The sequence below is a fragment of the Brevibacterium sp. Mu109 genome (assembly GCF_900169375.1).
Taxonomy (GTDB): domain Bacteria; phylum Actinomycetota; class Actinomycetes; order Actinomycetales; family Brevibacteriaceae; genus Brevibacterium; species Brevibacterium yomogidense_A.
The window spans coordinates 200226-218682 of the sequence record NZ_FXZF01000001.1 but is presented as its reverse complement, the minus strand read 5'-3'; the positions used below and the strand labels follow the sequence as shown (position 1 = coordinate 218682).

General features: G+C 69.9%; 11 protein-coding genes. 6 read left to right on the top strand and 5 right to left on the bottom strand.

Going from position 1 to position 18457, the window contains the following annotated elements:
* Positions 1 to 14: 14 nt before the first annotated feature.
* A complete protein-coding gene (locus BSP109_RS00930) occupies positions 15 to 314 on the bottom strand; it encodes a cupin domain-containing protein (protein WP_087002852.1) in 300 nt (99 codons plus the stop codon).
* Positions 315 to 472: 158 nt separating this feature from the next.
* Between BSP109_RS00930 and BSP109_RS00925 the strand changes: the two genes are divergently transcribed.
* A complete protein-coding gene (locus BSP109_RS00925; protein ID WP_180959577.1) occupies positions 473 to 2029 on the top strand; it encodes a hypothetical protein in 1557 nt (518 codons plus the stop codon).
* Here the strand turns inward: BSP109_RS00925 and BSP109_RS00920 are convergent.
* A complete protein-coding gene (locus BSP109_RS00920; protein ID WP_143275768.1) occupies positions 1971 to 2510 on the bottom strand; it encodes a hypothetical protein in 540 nt (179 codons plus the stop codon). The two genes, BSP109_RS00925 and BSP109_RS00920, sit on opposite strands and share 59 nt — an antisense overlap.
* 211 nt (positions 2511 to 2721) lie before the next feature.
* Positions 2722 to 3561: a hypothetical protein gene (locus BSP109_RS17615; protein ID WP_257944505.1), complete on the bottom strand. Its 840-nt coding sequence runs from the start codon at positions 3559 to 3561 to the stop codon at positions 2722 to 2724.
* Positions 3562 to 3709: 148 nt separating this feature from the next.
* Between BSP109_RS17615 and BSP109_RS00910 the strand changes: the two genes are divergently transcribed.
* On the top strand, positions 3710 to 6673 hold the full coding sequence (locus BSP109_RS00910; protein ID WP_257944504.1) for a hypothetical protein: 2964 nt from the start codon (positions 3710 to 3712) through the stop codon (positions 6671 to 6673).
* Between the two features lie 3 nt (positions 6674 to 6676).
* Here BSP109_RS00910 and BSP109_RS00905 read toward each other — a convergent pair whose 3' ends face one another.
* A complete protein-coding gene (locus BSP109_RS00905; RefSeq protein WP_101599076.1) occupies positions 6677 to 10414 on the bottom strand; it encodes a proline dehydrogenase family protein in 3738 nt (1245 codons plus the stop codon).
* A 149-nt stretch (positions 10415 to 10563) separates the two neighbouring features.
* Here BSP109_RS00905 and BSP109_RS00900 point away from each other — a divergent pair, with 149 nt between their 5' ends.
* From BSP109_RS00900 to BSP109_RS00890, 3 genes are all read left to right on the top strand, one after another.
* Complete coding sequence (locus BSP109_RS00900; RefSeq protein ID WP_101599075.1) at positions 10564 to 11916, top strand: GntR family transcriptional regulator; 1353 nt, start codon at positions 10564 to 10566, stop codon at positions 11914 to 11916.
* Positions 11917 to 12108: 192 nt separating this feature from the next.
* On the top strand, positions 12109 to 14160 hold the full coding sequence (locus BSP109_RS00895) for an acetoacetate--CoA ligase (protein ID WP_101599074.1): 2052 nt from the start codon (positions 12109 to 12111) through the stop codon (positions 14158 to 14160).
* A 119-nt stretch (positions 14161 to 14279) separates the two neighbouring features.
* Positions 14280 to 14735, top strand: a complete 456-nt coding sequence (locus tag BSP109_RS00890) for an SRPBCC family protein (RefSeq protein WP_087005701.1) — start codon at positions 14280 to 14282, stop codon at positions 14733 to 14735.
* 79 nt (positions 14736 to 14814) lie between these two features.
* Here the strand turns inward: BSP109_RS00890 and BSP109_RS00885 are convergent, their stop codons facing one another.
* The gene (locus tag BSP109_RS00885; protein WP_143275824.1) at positions 14815 to 16401 is read right to left on the bottom strand and encodes a hypothetical protein; all 1587 of its coding nucleotides are present in this window, start codon (positions 16399 to 16401) and stop codon (positions 14815 to 14817) included.
* Between the two features lie 295 nt (positions 16402 to 16696).
* On the opposite strand from BSP109_RS00885, the gene BSP109_RS00880 reads away from it, so the two are divergent.
* Positions 16697 to 18172 carry a malate:quinone oxidoreductase gene (locus BSP109_RS00880; protein WP_087005707.1) on the top strand — a complete coding sequence of 492 codons (1476 nt, stop codon included), beginning with the start codon at positions 16697 to 16699 and terminating at the stop codon, positions 18170 to 18172.
* Positions 18173 to 18457: the final 285 nt, after the last annotated feature.

Here is an 18457-nt window from a genome sequence, read left to right as displayed (position 1 = left end):
GACCCGGGACCGGATCAGCCGCGCTGCTTGAACTCGACCTCCACGAACGCGCACTCCTGATCGGTCTCGTTCACCACGTTGTGGGTGCTGCCGATCGGGCGGGTATACGAGGCTCCGGGCTCCAGCACGTTGTCGAAGTCGCCGTCCGGGGTGCGCACGCGCAGGGTCCCACTCGTCGTGGGGACGACCACGTAGTCGAGTGCGTGGGTGTGCATCCCGGTCTGCGTGCCGGGCGGGAACCGCCATTCCGTCACGCGTGTGAGGTCGTTGTCGATCTGGACCGTCGCGATCGCGGTCGTGCCGGAGTCATCCATGCCCTGAAGCTACCAGCGGCCGCGCGAGCACGACCAGCGGCCGCGCTAGGTCGCTGCGCCCTCCGGGAATCGGAGCGCGACAGGCCGACCGGGTGCTGCCATGGTGACAACTGACCTTGGATATTCTTGATGTGCCCGCCGCTCAGATGAGGAGATCCATGCCGCGTCACCGATCCTTCCCCGCCGACCGGTTCCCCACCGCTCGATTCGCCGCTGCCGGGCTCACCGCAGTGCTCGCGACCGGTGGCCTCGCCGCCTGCAGCACCGATGAGGCCGAGGTCGTCCCCCGGACCCAGGCGGGCGCCACGACCGCAGCCCCCGCGGACGATCCCGTCGAGGCGACCGTCGCAGCATCGACTCTCGCCTTCGAATCCGCCGATGTCGTCGTCCTGGGACCGGCTGAGTCCGCCGAGGCAGTGGCCGGCATGGCCGGCGAGCTGGGTGTCCCCGGTCTGCTGGGTTCCGCATCAGAGCTCGCCGACGAACTCGAGCGCCTGGGCGCGGAGACCGTGCTCGTCCCCGCGGGGACGGGGTCCGACACCGGCGGTGAGGGCGCGGACGGTGATGATTCCGGCGCCGACGGTGAGGCCGGTGACTCCGGTCTCGAGACCCTCGAGTTCGACCCCGAGGACCTCTCAGTGGACGGCTCCGAGCCGCAGATCGCGGAACCCGACGCCGAGGCCGCCGCCACCCTCCTGCTCGATCCGGCCGAGGCGGAGGCGCCCGGTTCCGTGGTGGCCCGGGCCTCGGTCGAGGCCGCCGCAGGCGCCGTCGCCGAGGTGCCGACCGCAGATCCGCGAGCGACCTCGGACAGTGTCGCCGCGGCCCAGGCATCGGACGGCGACGGGGTCCTCGCGCTGGGAGCGGCCTTCGGAGATGCCGAGGTCGTCGAGCGCCGCATGGCGACCGCACGCACCGCGCCGGAGCTGCCCGGCGGCGGGCAGCTCGCGTTCCCCGGTCGCCGGATGATCGCCGCCTACGGATCCCCGGGCGTCCCGTCCATGGGCATCCTGGGGGAACAGGACCTCGATGCGACAGTCCAACGGGTGCAGGACCTCGCCGCCGAGTACGACGACCACAGCGACGTCCCGGCGCTCCCCGCGATGGAGATCATCACGACCATCGCCTCGAGCCAGCCGGGGGCGGACGGCGACTATTCGGCGGAGGTCGACCCGGAGACCCTGCGGCCGTGGATCGATCGCGCGGCAGAGGAGGGGATCTACGTGGTCCTCGACCTGCAGCCCGGCACCACGCACTTCCTCGAGCAGGCGAAGCTGTACGAGGACCTGCTGAAGGAGCCGCACGTCGGCCTCGCGCTCGATCCCGAATGGCGGTTGGAGGACGGGCAGAAGCATCTCGAGCAGATCGGCTCCGTCGATGCGGCGGAGGTCAACGAGGTCGCCACCTGGCTGGCCGATCTCACGCAGGAGAACAACCTGCCGCAGAAGGTCTTCATCCTGCATCAGTTCTCCGGGTCGATGATCGCCGACCGTGAGGATGTCGACGCCTCCCGCGAAGAGCTGGCCATGGTGCTGCACGCCGACGGCAACGGCACTCCCGGCATGAAGATGGGCACGTACGACAGCCTGCGCGCAGACCTGCCCGAGGGCATCCGGATGGCGTGGAAGAACTTCTACGACGAGGACGACCCCACGTTCACGCCGGAGCAGACGATGGACGTCGAACCGACCCCGTGGTTCGTGTCGTACCAGTGAGCGGTGTGCGGCCGGCTGTGCCGTGCGGGGACCGGCGTACCCAGTAGCCCGCGACGACGGCGGACACGGCGATCGGCCACAGGAAGAACGGGATGTAGGCGACCAGCAGGAGGCCGCGCTCGCCGCCCGACATCCCGAGGTCTGGCGTCCACCCGGTGGTGGCCCCGATCCACGTGCGGGTGAAGGCCACTGCGAGTGACAGGAGGATCGACCACAGCGCGATGGCACCGACGGCTCCGACCGCTGTGGGGATCAGCCGGTGGATCGTCCTGCCGCCCAGGGCCGGAATCCAGTGGGGCAGTGCCTCGCTCCAGGGGCGGATGAGCCCGAAGCACAGCAGCGCGACCAGGACCTGGACGGTGTCGAGTCCCAGCACGTAGATCGCGGCTTCCGCGGAATCGCGGTACAGCGCCGCGTCGCGGAACCCCATGTCGATGCCGCTGAGCATCGCGAGCCGCCACACGATTGATGGCAGCGGCAAGAGCAGGGCCGCCCATCCGGCGATCGCGACCCAACGGGGGATCGGCGCGCCGACGGTGCCCCTGTGTCGAAGCGAGTGAATTCGTCGGGGTGAGCGCGTGTGCCGGGATGAGCCTGTGCGCCGGAATGAGTGAGTGCCCATACTTCGAAGCTAACGACCGGAGCCGCCCCGCGGGGAGGGGGAATCCCCTACGAATGCGGTGGGGAACCTGTTACTGCAGCTTGGTCGTTCCCTCGTGACCGCCGCCCGTGTTGAGCTGCTTCGCGTAGCAGTCATCGGGGCCGAGCCCGTTCGTCGCGCACCAGCTCAGTGCCTGTTCGGCGTCCGAGTATCCGATCCCGGCGATCGTGATCCAGAAGTCGCCTTCCTTGAAGCTTCCGAAGTTGCCGGACCAGACGAGTCGCACGCGCGGGTGCTCGTCGCGCAGCGCCTGGTGGTCGGCGAGGATGTCCTCGTCCGTCCACGTCTTGCCGTCGATCTCCATGCCGGCCTTCTTCGAGCTGATCTGCGGGACCCACTTGCCGTCGAGTTCCGCGACCACTTCTTCTTCGTCGGTCTCAGAGATCTGCGTGAGCGCTTCCGACGGGTCGTCGGGGAGCTCCTCTGCCGGCGCCGATCCGGGGCCGCCGTCCTCCGCTCCTGCTGACTGGGAGGGGGCAGGTGCTGCCGACGCCGAGGCCGGGGCCGAGGGCGCCTCACTGGGGGCGGCTACTGCAGTGGTGTCGTCCTGCGACAGCAGATTCGTCATCCCCCACCCGATCCCCACCCCGAGGACGCGCACGAGGACCGCGACCAGTGCGATGAGCCGGGGACGGCGGCGATTGGGCGGCTGGTCGCCGGAGGGGTGCGGGCGCCCACCGTGGGGATACTGCTGACCGCCGGCGTACTGGAACTGCGGCTGTGCCGGCTGCGGCTGTCCCTGCTGTGGGGGCTGCTGCGGGGGAGGCGGCTGCGTGGGCGGGGTCTGAGGGGTGGGCCAGTGCCCCTGTGAGGGACCTGAACCCTCCCAGCCCCACTGGCCGCCGCCGGAGGGAGGAGGGGGCTGGCTCATGTCTGCGTCACTTCCGCTCGAGAGTCCTTCGCGACTGTGAAAAGTCCACATTCAGGATGGCTTTCGGCCATAGTATATGGCTGATGAGGCACTTGACCTGGTGCTGAGGCGAGCACGTCACGGCACGTGCGTGTGATGAAGGACTGCGATGACGACCTCTCCCGGAGAGCCGAAGCCGAGCGACGAACCTGACGAGCGGGGCGCCGCAGCCGGCGGAGGTGCCACAGGAGAGACTGCCGGCCCGGGCCCCGTGCCTCCGCGCCCCGGCAGTGCACCGCCGACACCGCCGCCTCCGGGACATGCTCCGGGCCACGAGCCCAACCAGCAGTCGGGTCAGTACTCGGGCCAGCAGCCCGGTCGCCATCCAGATCAGTACCCGGGCGCAGGTGCCTATGGCAGCCAGCCAGGAGCTTCCTCCTACGGCAGCCGGCCGCAGAGCGCCCACCCGGGAGTGCAACCGCCGCCCGTCCACCCCGGTGGGCTGCCCTTCCATCCCGGATCGCAGCACCCCGGCATGCAGCCGCCGGTGGGCGGCTATCCCCAGCAGACCCAGCCGGCGCAGCGACCCTTCTCCCAGGGTCCGCTGGGCGTCCTGGCCCACGGGGTGACCTGGCGGACCGCACTGGTCCCCGCTGGCATCGCGCTGCTCACAGGCATCGTCCTCTCGATCATCGTCTCCGCGCTGCTGACGTCCATGGCGGACCTGTCCTCCATGACGGAGGAGTTCGGGATGAGCGGAGGGTCGGTCGGGTACACCCTGCCGTTCGTCCTTCTGGCCCTGGCCCTCGGAGGTTCAGGGGTCGTCCGTGTGAACGCCGACTTCGACGGCGTCGTGGGGCTGGACGGGGCGATGCACATCGCAGGCGCCCCTCTCCTCATCAGCATCGTGACCGTGGGACTGCTGTGGTGGCTGACCAAGCGCAGTGAGGCGAGATTCCCGTCGCCCCACAGGGCCGCGACCTGGCTGCGGATCGGCATCACGTCGCTGGCCTTCACCCTCGTAGTCTTCCTGCTCCAGCTCATCTTCGCCGCGCGCCTGTCGATCTCGGAGTCGGGCGGGACCGCCGCCCTCGAATTCTCCGCCGTGACGGCGAGGACCTTCTTCCTGCCCCTCCTCGTCGTCCTCGTCACGACTGCCTGGGCGCGAGTGGCCGGGCACTTCAAGGGCACCGAGGCGATCGGTGCCCCGTTCCTGCGCTGGGTGGTCCCCGCCGGGCTCGTGGCCCTCGTCCACACTGCGATCGCTGTCGCCGTCTTCGCAGTCATCGCGCTCTTCGTCCTGCCGCTCTCGTTGGACATGCCGTGGCAGACCGTCCCGCTCCTGTTCGTGAATGCGGGTGCGGTCCTCACCTCGATCGTCCACCTGGGCGGTGTATCCGTGGCGGCAGAGGGCGCACTGGCCGATTTCACGGACGGTGTGTCGTCATCGGTGACGCTCTTCAGCGAGCACACGCCGGGGATCCTCTGGCTGGGTCTCCTGGTCGTCGTACTGTCCGTGCTCCTGGCAGCCCTGGTGTCGACGGTGACCCGCCGTCCGCACTGGACCGTCGCGGCCGGTGATCCGCAGCAGTGGTCGTCGGCGTGGCGCGCACCCGTCGCGCTGCTCGTGCTGTGGGGACTCCTGTCGCTCCTCGTCCTCCCGATCCGGGTGACGATGGTGGGCTCCGGTGAGCTGATGGAGGAGTTCGGGGGCAGCGGCGGGCTCCGTGCGGGGGTCGGTGCACTGCCCTGGTCGTTCCTCCTCTTCGCCGTGTGGGGCGTGATCATCGAGGTGCTGTCGCGGACCGTGGGCCCCCGCCTCGTCATGAGCCTTCCCGCGCTCACCAAGTTCCTCGCCGGACGTGCGATCCACCCGTACTGGGGGCAGACCCTCGGCATGGATGAACCGCGCGGCGCACTGATCCATCCGGACATCGCCGCGGAGATGGCAGCGCGCGCACAGGCCGCACCTCCCGTGCAGGCTCCCGCTGCTCCCGCTGCTCCTGGTACGGCTCCCACCTACGACAGCCCTCCTCCGCCGGGGTACCCCGCACCGGGACCGAACCCCGCGGGGCACGGTGCCCCCGCCCAGCCCTTCGACAAGCGGAAGGCGACGATCATCGGGGTCGTCGCCGGTGCACTCGTCGTCGCGCTCGTGGGCGGGATCATCGTCGTCACCCAGCTCAACGGCCGCATGTTCGGACCGGAGGCGGTGGCGGAGAAGTACTTCTCCGAGCTGTCCGACGGCGATGCGGACGGTGCCCTCCGCGTCGCCGACGTGAATGTGCCCGCGGAGCAGCGCACGCTTCTCACGAACGATGTCCTGCGTGCCGCAGAGGCGCTCCCACAGGACGTCACCATCGAGGACTCCCAGGTCAGCGATGGCAGTGCCACTGTGGATGTCAGCTACGACATCGGCGGAAGCAAGAACTCCGTGACGCTGAGCCTGCGCAAGGCAGGTAAGAAGGCGATGTTCTTCGATGACTGGAAGCTGGAGTCCCCGGACCTCTACAACCTGTCCGTGGGGGCACCGGGACTCGACACCGTGAAGGTGAACGGCGTCGATGTCCCCACCAGCGGGGGAGGCGTCGAGCTTCCCGCGTTCCCCGCGCTCTACACGGTCGGCCTGGCTGAGGAGTCGGAGTTCGTGGAAGCCGCGGCCGTCCAGTCCCGGGTGTTCTTCACCGGTGCCGACGGCGACGGCGAAGCCACGGTCCTCGCGGCGGAACCGACGGACGCTTTCCGCAGCGAGGTCGAGTCTCAGGTGAAGACGCTCATCGACACGTGCGCCGCGAAGACGGACGCGGAGCCGGACGGCTGCCCGTTCGCATCGTACGGATCCACGTACATGGACGATCTGGGCGACATCGTCTGGTCCATCGAGTCGTACCCGACGGTCACAGTGACCGGTGACGACTACTACGGCTTCGGGGACTACGACGGCGAACAGGCCGCGTGGTGGGTCACCAGCGAATCGCCGGGCGAAGCGCTTGTGACCGGCACCTACACGGACTATTTCGACGATACCGAGACGTTCGACGAGACGGTGACGTTCGACATCAGCGGCACCGCGGAGATCGTCGATGGAAAGGTCGTCGTCAACGTCGACCCTGACGGCTCCGGCTTCTACTGACGCTCAGCCGCGCAGACGGTCGGCCAGGGCGTGGAACGACCGGCTGGCGGTGCCGAACCGGTGCAGTGTCATCGAGACGGCCTGCTCGTGGACGTAGTGCCGCAGTTCGACCTCACCGGAACCGGTGACGGGACCCTCCAGGATCGCGACCTCCGGCCGTTCGATGGTGGCCTGCCGCAGCGCATCCTCCACCTCACCGACCACCCGGATTCGCGCACCGACCGTGTCATCCACGTCGCCGCCGGCCACGCGGGCCGCGAACGCGTCCGCGGACTCGACGACGGCCTCGGCGGTGGCGTCGACGTTCGCGGCGCCCGCGTGCACCGCCTGCTCCGACAGGCTCCACGCGAGGGGAGCGCCCGCGGTCGCTGCGGCGTGCGCCAGTCGTGCGAGGACCTCGGGCGCCACGGGGTCCGTCACCCGGACGGTCACGGGGCGGGGCAGCAGGCGGAGGATGTTCGCCTCCGATTCCAGGCCCGTGGGGTCCGTCGGCTTGCCCATCGTCGCCCACGCACGCCGGTCCGATTCCTGCGCGGCCGTGAGCCAGGCTCCCGCGTCCTTCGGCGCACCCGCCGCATCGTGCCACGTGCCGAACTGCATGAGGTAGCGGGGACCGCCGGCCTTCGACCCCAGCCCGACGCTCGACTTCTTCCAGCCGCCGAACGGCTGCCGCTGGACGATCGCGCCGGTGATGCCGCGGTTCACGTAGGCGTTGCCCGCCTGGACCTCGTCGAGCCACTGGGCCGCCTCGTCCGCATCGAGCGAGTGGATGCCGGCGGTCAGCCCGAAGTCGACCGCGTTCTGCAGCTCGATGGCCTCCTCCAGGGAATCCGCCCGCATGAGGCCGAGCACGGGCCCGAACACCTCGGTGAGGTGGAAGTGCGACCCCGGTGCCACCCCCGTCTTGATGCCCGGCGACCACAGGCGGCCCGTGTCATCGAGGCGCTGGGGCTCCAGCAGCCACTCCTCGCCCGGTTCCAGCGTGGTGAGCGCGCGGAGCAGCTTGTCCTCCGGCTCGATCGTGAGCGGCCCCATGCTCGCCGCGTGCTCCTGCGTGCGGTCCGCGCCCTGAGGCCCGGACGCCGGCCAGCCGACGATCAGCGAGGAGGCGGCATCGATCAGCTGGTCCCGGAACCTGCGGGAATCCGCGACGGACCCGACGAGGATTCCCAATGAAGCTGCCGAGCACTTCTGCCCCGCGTGGCCGAAGGCCGAGGCCACGAGGTCTGCGACGGCCAGATCGCGGTCCGCGGACGGAGTGATGACGAGCGCGTTCTTGCCGGACGTCTCCGCCGCGATCGGCAGATCGGCGCGGAACGACTTGAAGAGCATCGCGGTCTCGGACGCGCCGGTGAGGATGACCCGGTCGACGTCGGGATGGGAGACGAGGGCCCTGCCCACTCCACCCTCCGTGGGCCGGACCAGCTGAAGGACGTCCGCGGGCACACCCGCATCGTGCAGGCACTCGATGATGAGCGCGGAGCAGCGCGGCGTGGGAGAGGACGGCTTGTGGATCGCCGACGCTCCGACGGCCAGTGCCGCGACCGTCGATCCGGTGGGGATCGCGACGGGGAAGTTCCACGGCGGAGTGATCACGACGACGCGGTCCGGCGCGAACCGGGCACCGTCGATCTGCTCGAGCTCCTGTGCGCGCAGTGCGTAGTAGCGGAGGAAGTCGATCGCCTCGGAGACCTCCGGGTCGGACTGGTCGGGTGTCTTGCCGACCTCGTCGGCCATGACCGCGAGGAAGTCGCCGCGGCGCGCCCCCATGATGTCCGCCGCCCGCAGCAGGACGCGTCCGCGGTGCTGGGCGCCGGCCTCCTGCCACGCGGTGGATGCGGTGCGGGCGCGTGCGACGACCTCGTCGACCGCGTCTGCGTTCGGCAGGGAGATGGCCGCGGGGGAGGAGCGCGTGGCTCCGTCGCGGTGGTCGGTCCACCACGCACGGTTCGCGGGCAGGGCCGGATCCGTGTCCGGCTCGTTCCGGAACTCGTCCGGCAGGACCGGAAGGACCGCCGCCGAGGCCCCGGCCGGGGAGGACTGGCCGTCGCCCGGCTGGACGGTGCCGGCGGCGGGGGAGCCGCCCGGCTGGGCGGTGCCGGTGGCGGGGGAGCCGCCCGGCTGGGCGGTGCCGGTGGTGGGGGAGGTGCGGGCGGCCTCGGCGGCGGCTTCCTGCGCGCGGTCCTGTGTGCGACGCCTGCGGGGAGGTGCGTCGTCGTCCGTGGCGATCGTGTCGGTGAGGATGCCGATCGCCGTGCGGAACCGGTCCTCCTCCCGCCGGAAGATGTGGTTGCCGTTGCGCAGCTCCGTGATCCCGGACATGAAGTTCTCCGGGGACGAGTTCTCGTCCAGGCGCCTGACCAGGTACGACACAGCCGCGTCGAAGTGGTCCGGGTGGACGGCGGGCACGTAGAGGCGGATGTCGCCCACGTCGCGTCCGATCGCGGCGGCCTCCGCACGCGCCATGCCCTGGAGCATCTCGAATTCGACGGCGTCGTCCACGCCGCGGGCACGCGTGAGTTCGTGGGCGAAGGCGATGTCGAAGATGTTGTGGCTGGCCACGCCCATGCGCAGGCCGTCCAGGTGCTCGCGCCGCAGGACCCAGTCGAGGACCCGCTTGTAGTTCGCGTCGGTGTCCTCCTTCGACGGGCACACCGTCACGGGCCATCCCGCGAGCTCGCCGTGCACCTGTTCCATCGGCAGGTTCGCGCCCTTGACGAGGCGGATCTTGATGCCCGCACCGCCGCGGGCGACGCGCTCGGCGGCGAAGGCGGAGAGCCGCTGGACGGCATCCAGCGCGTCCGGCAGGTACGCCTGGATGACGATGCCGGCCTCGTAGTGGAGCAGCTCCGGCTCGCTCAGCAGGCGGGTGAAGACCGCGATCGTGAGCTCGAGGTCCTGGTACTCCTCCATGTCGAGGTTGACGAAGGCGGTGCCGGCGGGCTGGGAGGCGGCGAAGCGCAGCAGCGGGCGCAGGCGCTCGCACACCATGTCCGTGGACTCCTCGAATGCCCACAGGTCGATCTGGGACGCGATCGACGACACCTTCACGGACACGTAGTCGACGTCGTCGCGGTGGAGGAGGCGCTGGACCTCGTCGGTGTGGTGCTGAGCCTCGGCCTCGCCGAGCACCGCCTCGCCCAGCAGGTTGACGTTGAGCTTGGATCCGTCGGCGCGCAGGGCACCGACCGCTCTGCCGAACGGACCCGGCCGGGCGTCGACGATCATGTGGCTGAGCATCTGGCGCATCCGCGCCCGGGCGGCGGGCACGACGACCTGGGGGATGACGGGGGCGAGTGCCGCGCCCGCGCGGATCTGCGCGCGGTCCAGTGCGGGGAGGGACGCGGGTGCGTCCTCCGCGATGTCGACGAGCGCGGCACCTGCGGCGTGAGGGTCCTCCGTGCGGATCACCCGGTCGACGAATCCCACGGTGAAGTCGACGCCCCCCTCGTCGCCGAGGACCGCGGCGAGCCGGTCCGCGCCCGGGTCCTTGACCTGCAGGCCGGAGGCGACGCGCAGCCAGCGGCGCGAGGTGTCGACGGCGCGATCGGCGATCTCGGTCAGCTCCGCGATCCGGGCGGTCGGCGAGCGGTCTGCGTCGGTGGTCGCGGAACTGGTGACTGGGGTGCTGGTGACCGCGCTGCTGGTGGCTGCGGGGCTGGTGACAGCGGCACTGGTGACTGCGGGGCCGGCAGTGTCGGAGCCGGTCGTGGGCCGTGTGGTGGGGGTGCGTGTCTGCATGGTGCTCTCCTCTGCTGCGTCCTCGTCAGCTGTCCGAGCCGGATCCGCGCTGAGCCGCGGTCCGCGTGTGACTCCAGTGTGGGTGCGATGCCGTGGGTCGGTCACGGTGCGCCGGTGCGACCTGCCGTGAATGAGTCATAATTGATCGCATGGCGACGGATGCGGTGGGGGTGGCGCGCGGTCGGCCCCGGATCCAGGAGACCGCGGACACTGCAGTGGCCCGGATGCTGGCCGGGGCGGGTGAGTCCGTGGACGGTCCCGCCTGGTCGACGAGGTCGCTGGCGGAGCGCATCGGGCTGAGCCAGACGATCGTGTCCCGTGCGGTGCGGCGGTTGGCGGACGGCGCGGCCGAGGCCGGGAACGGGGCATCCGCGACTGCCGGACCGCGGTCCGCGGGTTCGCCCGCTCGTGCGTCGGCGGGCCGCCGCCTCATCCTCACCGCCGTCGAGGTCGACGGCCATGCGTGCAGGACGACCTTCGACATCGACCCAGGAGCGGAGCAGGCCGTCTCCTCATCCGGTCCGCGTGTGCACAGGCGTCGGCGCGCAGCCTTCCGTGCGGCGCTCCACGTGCTCGGCGTCTCTGAGCCGCCGGGGCTGGGGGAGGACCTCGTGGATGCGGTCGAGGTGCCGTTGGGTGCACTCGCGGCTCTGGCGGACGCGGTGGGATCGGGCGATGCGGGTCGCTGGGTGTCGTGGAGGCCGCTGCCGGACGCTGCTGAGGCGGCCGACCGGGGTGGGGTGCTGGATCCGACGCGGGACGGCGAGGAGACTTCCGAGGTCCGGCGGACTTCTGACTCACGGAGGGATCTGGGTGCCTGGATGCCCCGTGCAGGGGTGTCTGTGACGGAGATGCTCGCGGTGCGACTGCGCGACGCGATCATCGCCTCCGACCTGCGCCCAGGGGACCCTCTGACCGGCGCCTACGCCGCACGCCTGCTGGATGTCCCCCGATCCGTGGCCGCCGACGTGCTCCGGAGGATGGTCGACGACGAACTGCTGGACGGCAGTCGTGGGGACGTGCGGATCCCCCTGGCATCCGCGAACGACGTCATCGAGCTCTACGCCGCACGCATGCTCCTGGGCGACGTGCTGCTCCGCGCGGCCTCGTCGCGGCCCCGCCGCCATCTGCTCCGGGCGCGGCGCGTGCTCGACGCCATCGCGGAGGGGGCGGCCACCGGCGCCAACGTGGGCGACGCGGACCTGCGGTTCCAGCAGGAGGTGGCCCGGGCCTCGGGCCTCGAGCAGACGGTGAGGCTCTTCGAATCCTCGACGGTGCGCGTGCGCATGCTCATCGCAGTCCTGCGCATGGACTACGCGCGCACGGCGCACAGCATCCTGGCGGACGACAGGCGGATCCTTGCAGCGCTGGTGGCGGGGGACCCGGACGGGGCGGTGCGGGCGTGGCATCGGAAGACCGATGCGGCCGTCCGCCACATGCACGGACGCGCGCGTCACGCGGCGTTCGACGTTGCGCTGTGGCGCTTGCTCACCGCGCTGTGAGTAGTCGGTTCACCGCTCTGTGGGGCGTCTGTTCCCCTCGGTGTGAGGCGCTTGCTCCCCCTGGTGTGAGGCGACGCTCCCCTCGGTGTGAGAGGTGCGCGCACGGCACCTAGGATGTGATGCGGAATACACTTCACGCGCGTCGCGGCCCCGTCCTCCGGCGCGCAGACCCGAGCAAGGAAGCAGGTCCTGATGCCCGAATCCCCCACAGTGCTGTGGCGCCCCGATCCCGCGACCGTCGAAGCCTCGCAGATGCGGGAGTTCCAGAGGCTCATGGGGGAGCGCCACGACGCGCCCCAGGGCGACTACGCAGAGTTCTGGCGGTGGACGATCGATCGGCTCGACGTCTTCTGGGAGGAGATCATCGAGTACGCCGGCGTCGTGTGGGAGCGCGGAGACGGACCGGTGCGCGACGGCGACACCATGCCTGATGTCCGCTGGTTCCCCGGCGCCCGCATCAACTACGCGGAGAACCTGCTGCGGTGGTCCCACGAACGGGGCGACGAGCCGGCGATCATCGGCCGCCACGAGGACGACCGCCGCGAGGTGCTCACGTGGAACGAGGTGCGCGGACAGGTCGGTGCGTTCGCCGCCCGCCTGCGGGACTGGGGCGTCGGACCGGGGGACACGGTCTGTGCAGTCCTGCCGAACCTGCCCCAGACAGTCGTCGCGCTGCTCGCGACGGCCACGGTCGGTGCGGTCTGGTCGGTCGTCAACACCGACTTCGGGCAGCAGGGCGTGGCGGAGAGGTTCGCGCAGATCGAGCCGACGGTGCTCGTCACCGCGGATTCCGTCCTCTTCAACGGCAAGACCATCGACCTGCTCCCGAGCGTGGACGAGCTGCTCGACGTGCTCCCGACCGTCACCCACCACGTGCTGATCGACCAGGCGCCTGTCGAGCAGGAGTCTGCGGAGCAGGAGTCCGCTGAGCAGGTGCCGGCTGGGGACGGCCCGGCGGAGGATGCGAGCGCTCAGCACGGGCTCCTGGAAGAGCTGCGCGTGCCGTCGGCGCTGTACTCCACCATCGTCGCCTCGCCGCAGGAGCCGGAGTTCGAGCGGGTCGAGTTCTCCCACCCCCTGTGGGTCCTCTACTCCTCGGGCACGACGGGCAAGCCCAAGGGCATCGTCCACGGACACGGCGGAGTCGTGGTCGAGGCGAATCGCGCGAACATCCTTCAGTACGACGCGCGCCCGGGCGACATCCAGTACTCGGCCGTGGCCACGACCTGGGTGGTCTGGAACCTCATCGTCAACGCGCTGAGCCGCGGCGTCACGATCGTCACGTACGACGGAGCGCCGTTCGCGGGTGGACCGCACCGGCAGTTCGACCTCCTCGCGTCGGAGAACGTCACGCACTTCGGGACCGGTGCCGCGGTCCTGTCGACCGCTCAGCGGCTGGGGTACTCGCCCAAGGCGGACTACGACCTCTCCGGGCTGAAGTCGATCCTGTCGACCGGCTCACCGCTGCCGGACCCCACGTGGGACTGGGTGTACGAGCACATGAGCGAGACGGTGAAGCTGGGTTCGGATTCCGGGGGCACGGACATCGCGAGCGGCTTCATCGGATCGAACCCGACTGCGCCCGTGGTCCGCGGCCGGCTGCAGGGGCCGTACCTGGGCGTGGCGGCGGATTCGTGGAACACCAGCGGCGAGTCGGTGACGGGGGAGCTGGGCGAGTTCGTCGTCACCGCCCCGATGCCGTCGATGCCCGTGGGGTTCTGGAATGACACGGACGGCTCCCGGTACCGCGAGGCGTACTTCGACGCCTTCCCCGGAGCGTGGCGCCACGGGGACTGGGTGACGCGGCACGAGGACGAGAGCTACGTCATCCACGGTCGGTCCGATTCGACGATCAACCGCGGTGGGATCCGCATGGGCTCTGCCGACATCACGCAGATCGTCGATCGGGTCGACGGAGTCGCCGCCTCCATGGTCATCGGGGCGGAGCTGCCGGGCGGCGAGTACTACATGCCGCTCTTCGTCGTGCCGAGCAGTGGTGGCGCGGTGGATGACGGACTGCAGGAGCGGATCGTCACGGCCATCCGGGAGCAGCTCTCGCCGCGGTACGTCCCGGACGAGATCATCGCGGCACCGGGGGTGCCGACCACCCGCACCGGGAAGCTGCTGGAGATCCCCATCAAGCGTCTGCTCCAGGGCGGCGATCCGCAGTCTGTGAACCGGGATGCCGCCGCGGACACGGTCGTGCTCGACTGGTACGTGGACTTCGCCGCGAATCGGGGATGACTCGATGGCTGCGGGTGCGGTGACTCGATGGCTGCAGGTGGAGGGGCGCGCCACTTAACAGGAAGGCTTGTCATGTGTAGCGTCGGGGACAACGCCACCACCTGCAGAAGGAGAGTGCCATGTCAGACACATCGATCGCCGTCACCCGGATACTGGATGCGACCCCGGATGCGATCTTCGACGTCCTGTCCAACCCGGAGCGCCATCACGAGATCGACGGTTCGGGAACGGTCGTCTCCGATGACCACACCGATCGGGTCCAGGCCGTCGGCGACGTCTTCCGCATGAATATGTCCACGGAGGCGATGGGCGACTACCAGACCGACAACCACGTGATCGGCTTCGACCAGAACAAGCTCATCGCGTGGAAGACCGCACCGGCGGGCGAAGAGCCGCCGGGCTGGCAGTGGGTGTGGGAGCTGAACGCGACGGACTCCTCGACGACGGAGGTGACTCTCTCCTACGACTGGTCGGCGATGGATCCGAAGCTGGCGCAGAAACTGGGAATGCCAGTGATCTCCCACGATGACCTGGAGGCCTCGCTCAAGAAGCTCGGCGCAACCGCCGGACCGTGAGACGACGGTGACCGCGCAGCGCCCCGGACGATGAGTCCGGGGCGCTGCGTGTGTCAGCCTTCTGTATCGGCCTCCTGTGTCAGCCGCGTCGTGTGAAGGTGAGTGCGGCGACCCCGACGGCGATCAGCGTGATCGCCAGCCCGAGCGCCATCACGGAGTCCGCGCCGGTGCGGGGCAGCGACGTGGGGACGGGCTCGTCCTCGGCTGTGTCACGCGGTGCATCATGCGGCGTAACCGGGGTCTCCGTCTGTGGGGGAGCCTCAGTCGCATCGGGAGTTCCGGGAGCCGTGGTCTCGTCGGGGACCTCTGTCGCGTCGGGTGTGCCGTCCGGCGATTCGGGTGCGTCGGGGGTCTCTGGTGCGTCTGGTGCCGGGGGTGTCTCCGGGGCCTCGGTCGGTGCCGGCGGTGCGGTGGTCGGAGGCTCCTCGGGCTCCTCGGACGGCTCATCCGATGGTTCTTCGGAGGGCTCTTCAGCAGGTTCCTCCGAGGGTTCGGGCTCGCTGGTGGGGGCGGGCGGCTCCGGTGTCGGCGAGGGTGTGGGCAGCGTCGTCGGCCGAGGCTTCGGGACCTCGACGCGGGGCGGCTCCGTCTCCTCGGGCTGCGGCGGGCGGTCGTAGACCGCCTGAGCGGTGGCGCTCGTCGGTTCCCCGGCTGTGACGACGGCCTGCACGCGGTCGGAGCCGAGGCCTCGGGGGCGGTGCAGTTCGACCGTCGTCGCCGGCAGGTCACCCGCCGACGCGTCGACGGTGACGCTGTCCGCGTCGAGGTCGGTGAGGGCGACGACCGTCGGCTGCTCGGCTGTGACGACGCTGTCCACAGCGGTGCGTGCGCCGGTTGCGCTCACGTCCACGCGGTGGCCGGTCATCGGCTCACCCGATGCGCTGGTGAGCGACACGACGGCCTCCACCGGGAATTCGGACGTCAGCGGGCTCGCGTCGTCAGTGGACGGCGCATCGGCCTCGTCGGCAGCGACCTTCGTCGCGCTGCCCGCCTCAGACCCCATCGCCTCATCGTGCAGTGGCGGATCGGCCTGCCGGTCGAGGGCTCGGAACGTGCGCACGCGGATGTCCACGGACAGGGTGTAGGGCCCTGCGAACAGCTCTGCATCCTCCTCGATCGCTGCGAACTCCGCGGCGGTGTCCGCGAAATCGGCGCCCAGGTCGGACGGGTGGCCCGGTGGGATCTGGTGGCGGTGGGGGATGTCCTCATCGAGTCGGACCAGTGCGGACAGCGCCGCCTGGACGTGTCCGGATTCGGACTGCGCGTGCTCGTCGAGCGCCCATGCGGACTGGGCGGATGTGATCGCCTCTCCCTCCTGGTCGTCGTCGAAGTGCCGGGTGTGGGGTGTCTTGAGACCCGCGTCCACGCAGTAGGCGAACTCGTCGGGGAACGTCCGATACGCGCCGTACCAGGTGCGTCCCTCCTCAGCGGTGTACCACTGGCCCGGCCCCAGGATGCTGTCGACGGACCGGCCGAGCATCCATGTCCCCTCCTGCGACCCGGCGAGCTGCGGGTCGGAATCGCCGGCGAGGTGAGATGTGCTGTTCAGCTGATGGGGTGAGTGGGCCGCAGCCGGAGCGACGGCGGGGGAGGCGACGAGAAGACCGGTGAGCAGTGCTGCACAGGCGGTGCGGGCAGTCGGACTGAGGTGCATGCGTGGTGTCATGACGCCATTCGACTGGCCCGGAGCCATCGGGGACAGACTCGCTGCGGGGCTGTGGACAGAGCGGTCGTCGTCCACAAGTCGACGTGCGCACCGTGGAGCCGTCGCGACCGGGTGCTGTGACCTCGAGTCGGGCGGAAGAGTTCGGGCGGAAGAGCGCTGCGACGTCGTCGCGCAGGGCCGATTCAGTGCGGGAACACGCTCGGGAGTACAGTCGGAGTGTTGCGGTACGTGCGGCACCCCCGTGCTCGCGACGTGCCCCCAGAACCGACCTGCATGTGAAGAGGCGAGGGTTTCGATGACCACACCCACGGACAACGCTGACGTCGTACTGATCGGCGGCGGCATCATGAGTGCAACGCTCGGTGCGCTGCTCAACGACCTGCAGCCCGACTGGGACATCCGCGTCTACGAGAAGCTCGACTACGTCGCCCGTGAGAGCTCCCACGCGTGGAACAACGCGGGCACCGGACACGCGGCGCTGTGCGAGCTCAACTACTCTCCGCGGGGCGCGAACGGTGACATCGACATCACCAAGGCCGTCACGATCAACGAGCAGTTCCATCAGTCGCGCCAGTACTGGTCCTTCCTCGTGAAGGAAGGGATCATCGCGGATCCGTCGACGTTCATCAGTCCCGTTCCCCACATGTCGTATGCACGCGGGGACAAGGGCCGCGACTACATCCGCGATCGCTACGAGACGATGGTCAGGAACCCGCTCTTCGCGGACATGGAGTACACCGACGACGCAGCGAAGCAGGCCGAATGGCTGCCGCTCATGTTCGACAACCGCGGACCCGGTCAGGTCAACGGTGTGTCGAAGGTCAGCCTCGGCACAGATGTGGACTTCGGTTCGCTGACGCGCCAGCTGCTGGGCCACGTCGAGGACAACGGGGTGCAGATCCGCACGGCTCACACCGTGACGGACCTCGAGCGCTCAGCCGACGGGTGGAAGGTCTCCGTGCGCGATGACCGTGCACGCGAGACGACAGAGGTCAACGCGAAGTTCGTGTTCGTCGGTGCCGGTGGCGGAGCGCTCCACCTCCTCCAGAAGTCCGGCATCGCGGAAGGTCGCGGCTACGGCGGCTTCCCCGTGTCCGGACTCTTCCTCCGCACCTCCGATCCGGAGCTGGTGGACCGCCACCACGCGAAGGTGTACGGCCAGGCCGCGACGGGTGCTCCGCCGATGTCGGTGCCCCACCTGGACACCCGCGTCATCGACGGCAAGAGCTACCTGCTGTTCGGCCCCTACGCCGGCTTCTCGCCCAAGTTCCTCAAGGGCGGAAGCCTCCTTGACCTCCCGACCTCCGTGCGCGGGAACAACCTCCCGGTCATGCTCAATGTGGCGAAGGACAACTTCGACCTCGTCACCTACCTCATGAGCCAGCTGGCGGAGTCGAAGAAGGGACGCTTCCAGGCGCTCGAGGAGTTCACTCCCGAGGTCGATCCGGAGAAGTGGGACCTCATCACCGCCGGACAGCGAGTGCAGGTCATGAAGCGCGATCCGCAGAAGGGCGGTGTCCTGGGCTTCGGCACGGAGGTCGTCTCCGCAGCCGACGGCTCGATCGCCGCGCTGCTGGGCGCCTCGCCGGGTGCCTCGACCGTCACGTCGATCATGCTGGGCCTGCTCGAGCGCTGCTTCCCGCAGCAGTACGCGAGCTGGGAGCCCCGCCTCAAGGACATGGTCCCGTCGCTCGGTCGCCAGCTGCACGAGGACGAATCGCTCCTCAAGGAGATCTCCGACTACTCGGCGGGCACTCTGCAGATCGGCTGATCAGCTGGAGGTCGCGCTCACCCGCCCGAGGCCCCGTCGTCCGACAGGACGGCGGGGCCTCGACGTTGCTGAACCGGCACGTGGTGCGGAGCGCCGTGTCAGGCGGCGACCGTAGACTTGCGACTGACCAGAGCCCGGCGAGCGTTCGTCGGGTGGCGAGACGGCCCGAAGGACAGAGGATGACGAACGGGTGGAACGACCCCCGCACGCAGCAGCCGGGGAGCGAACAGGGACCGCCTCCGGGTGCCGGGGGAGCTCCCCGGCAGCCTGTCGTGCAGCCGCCTC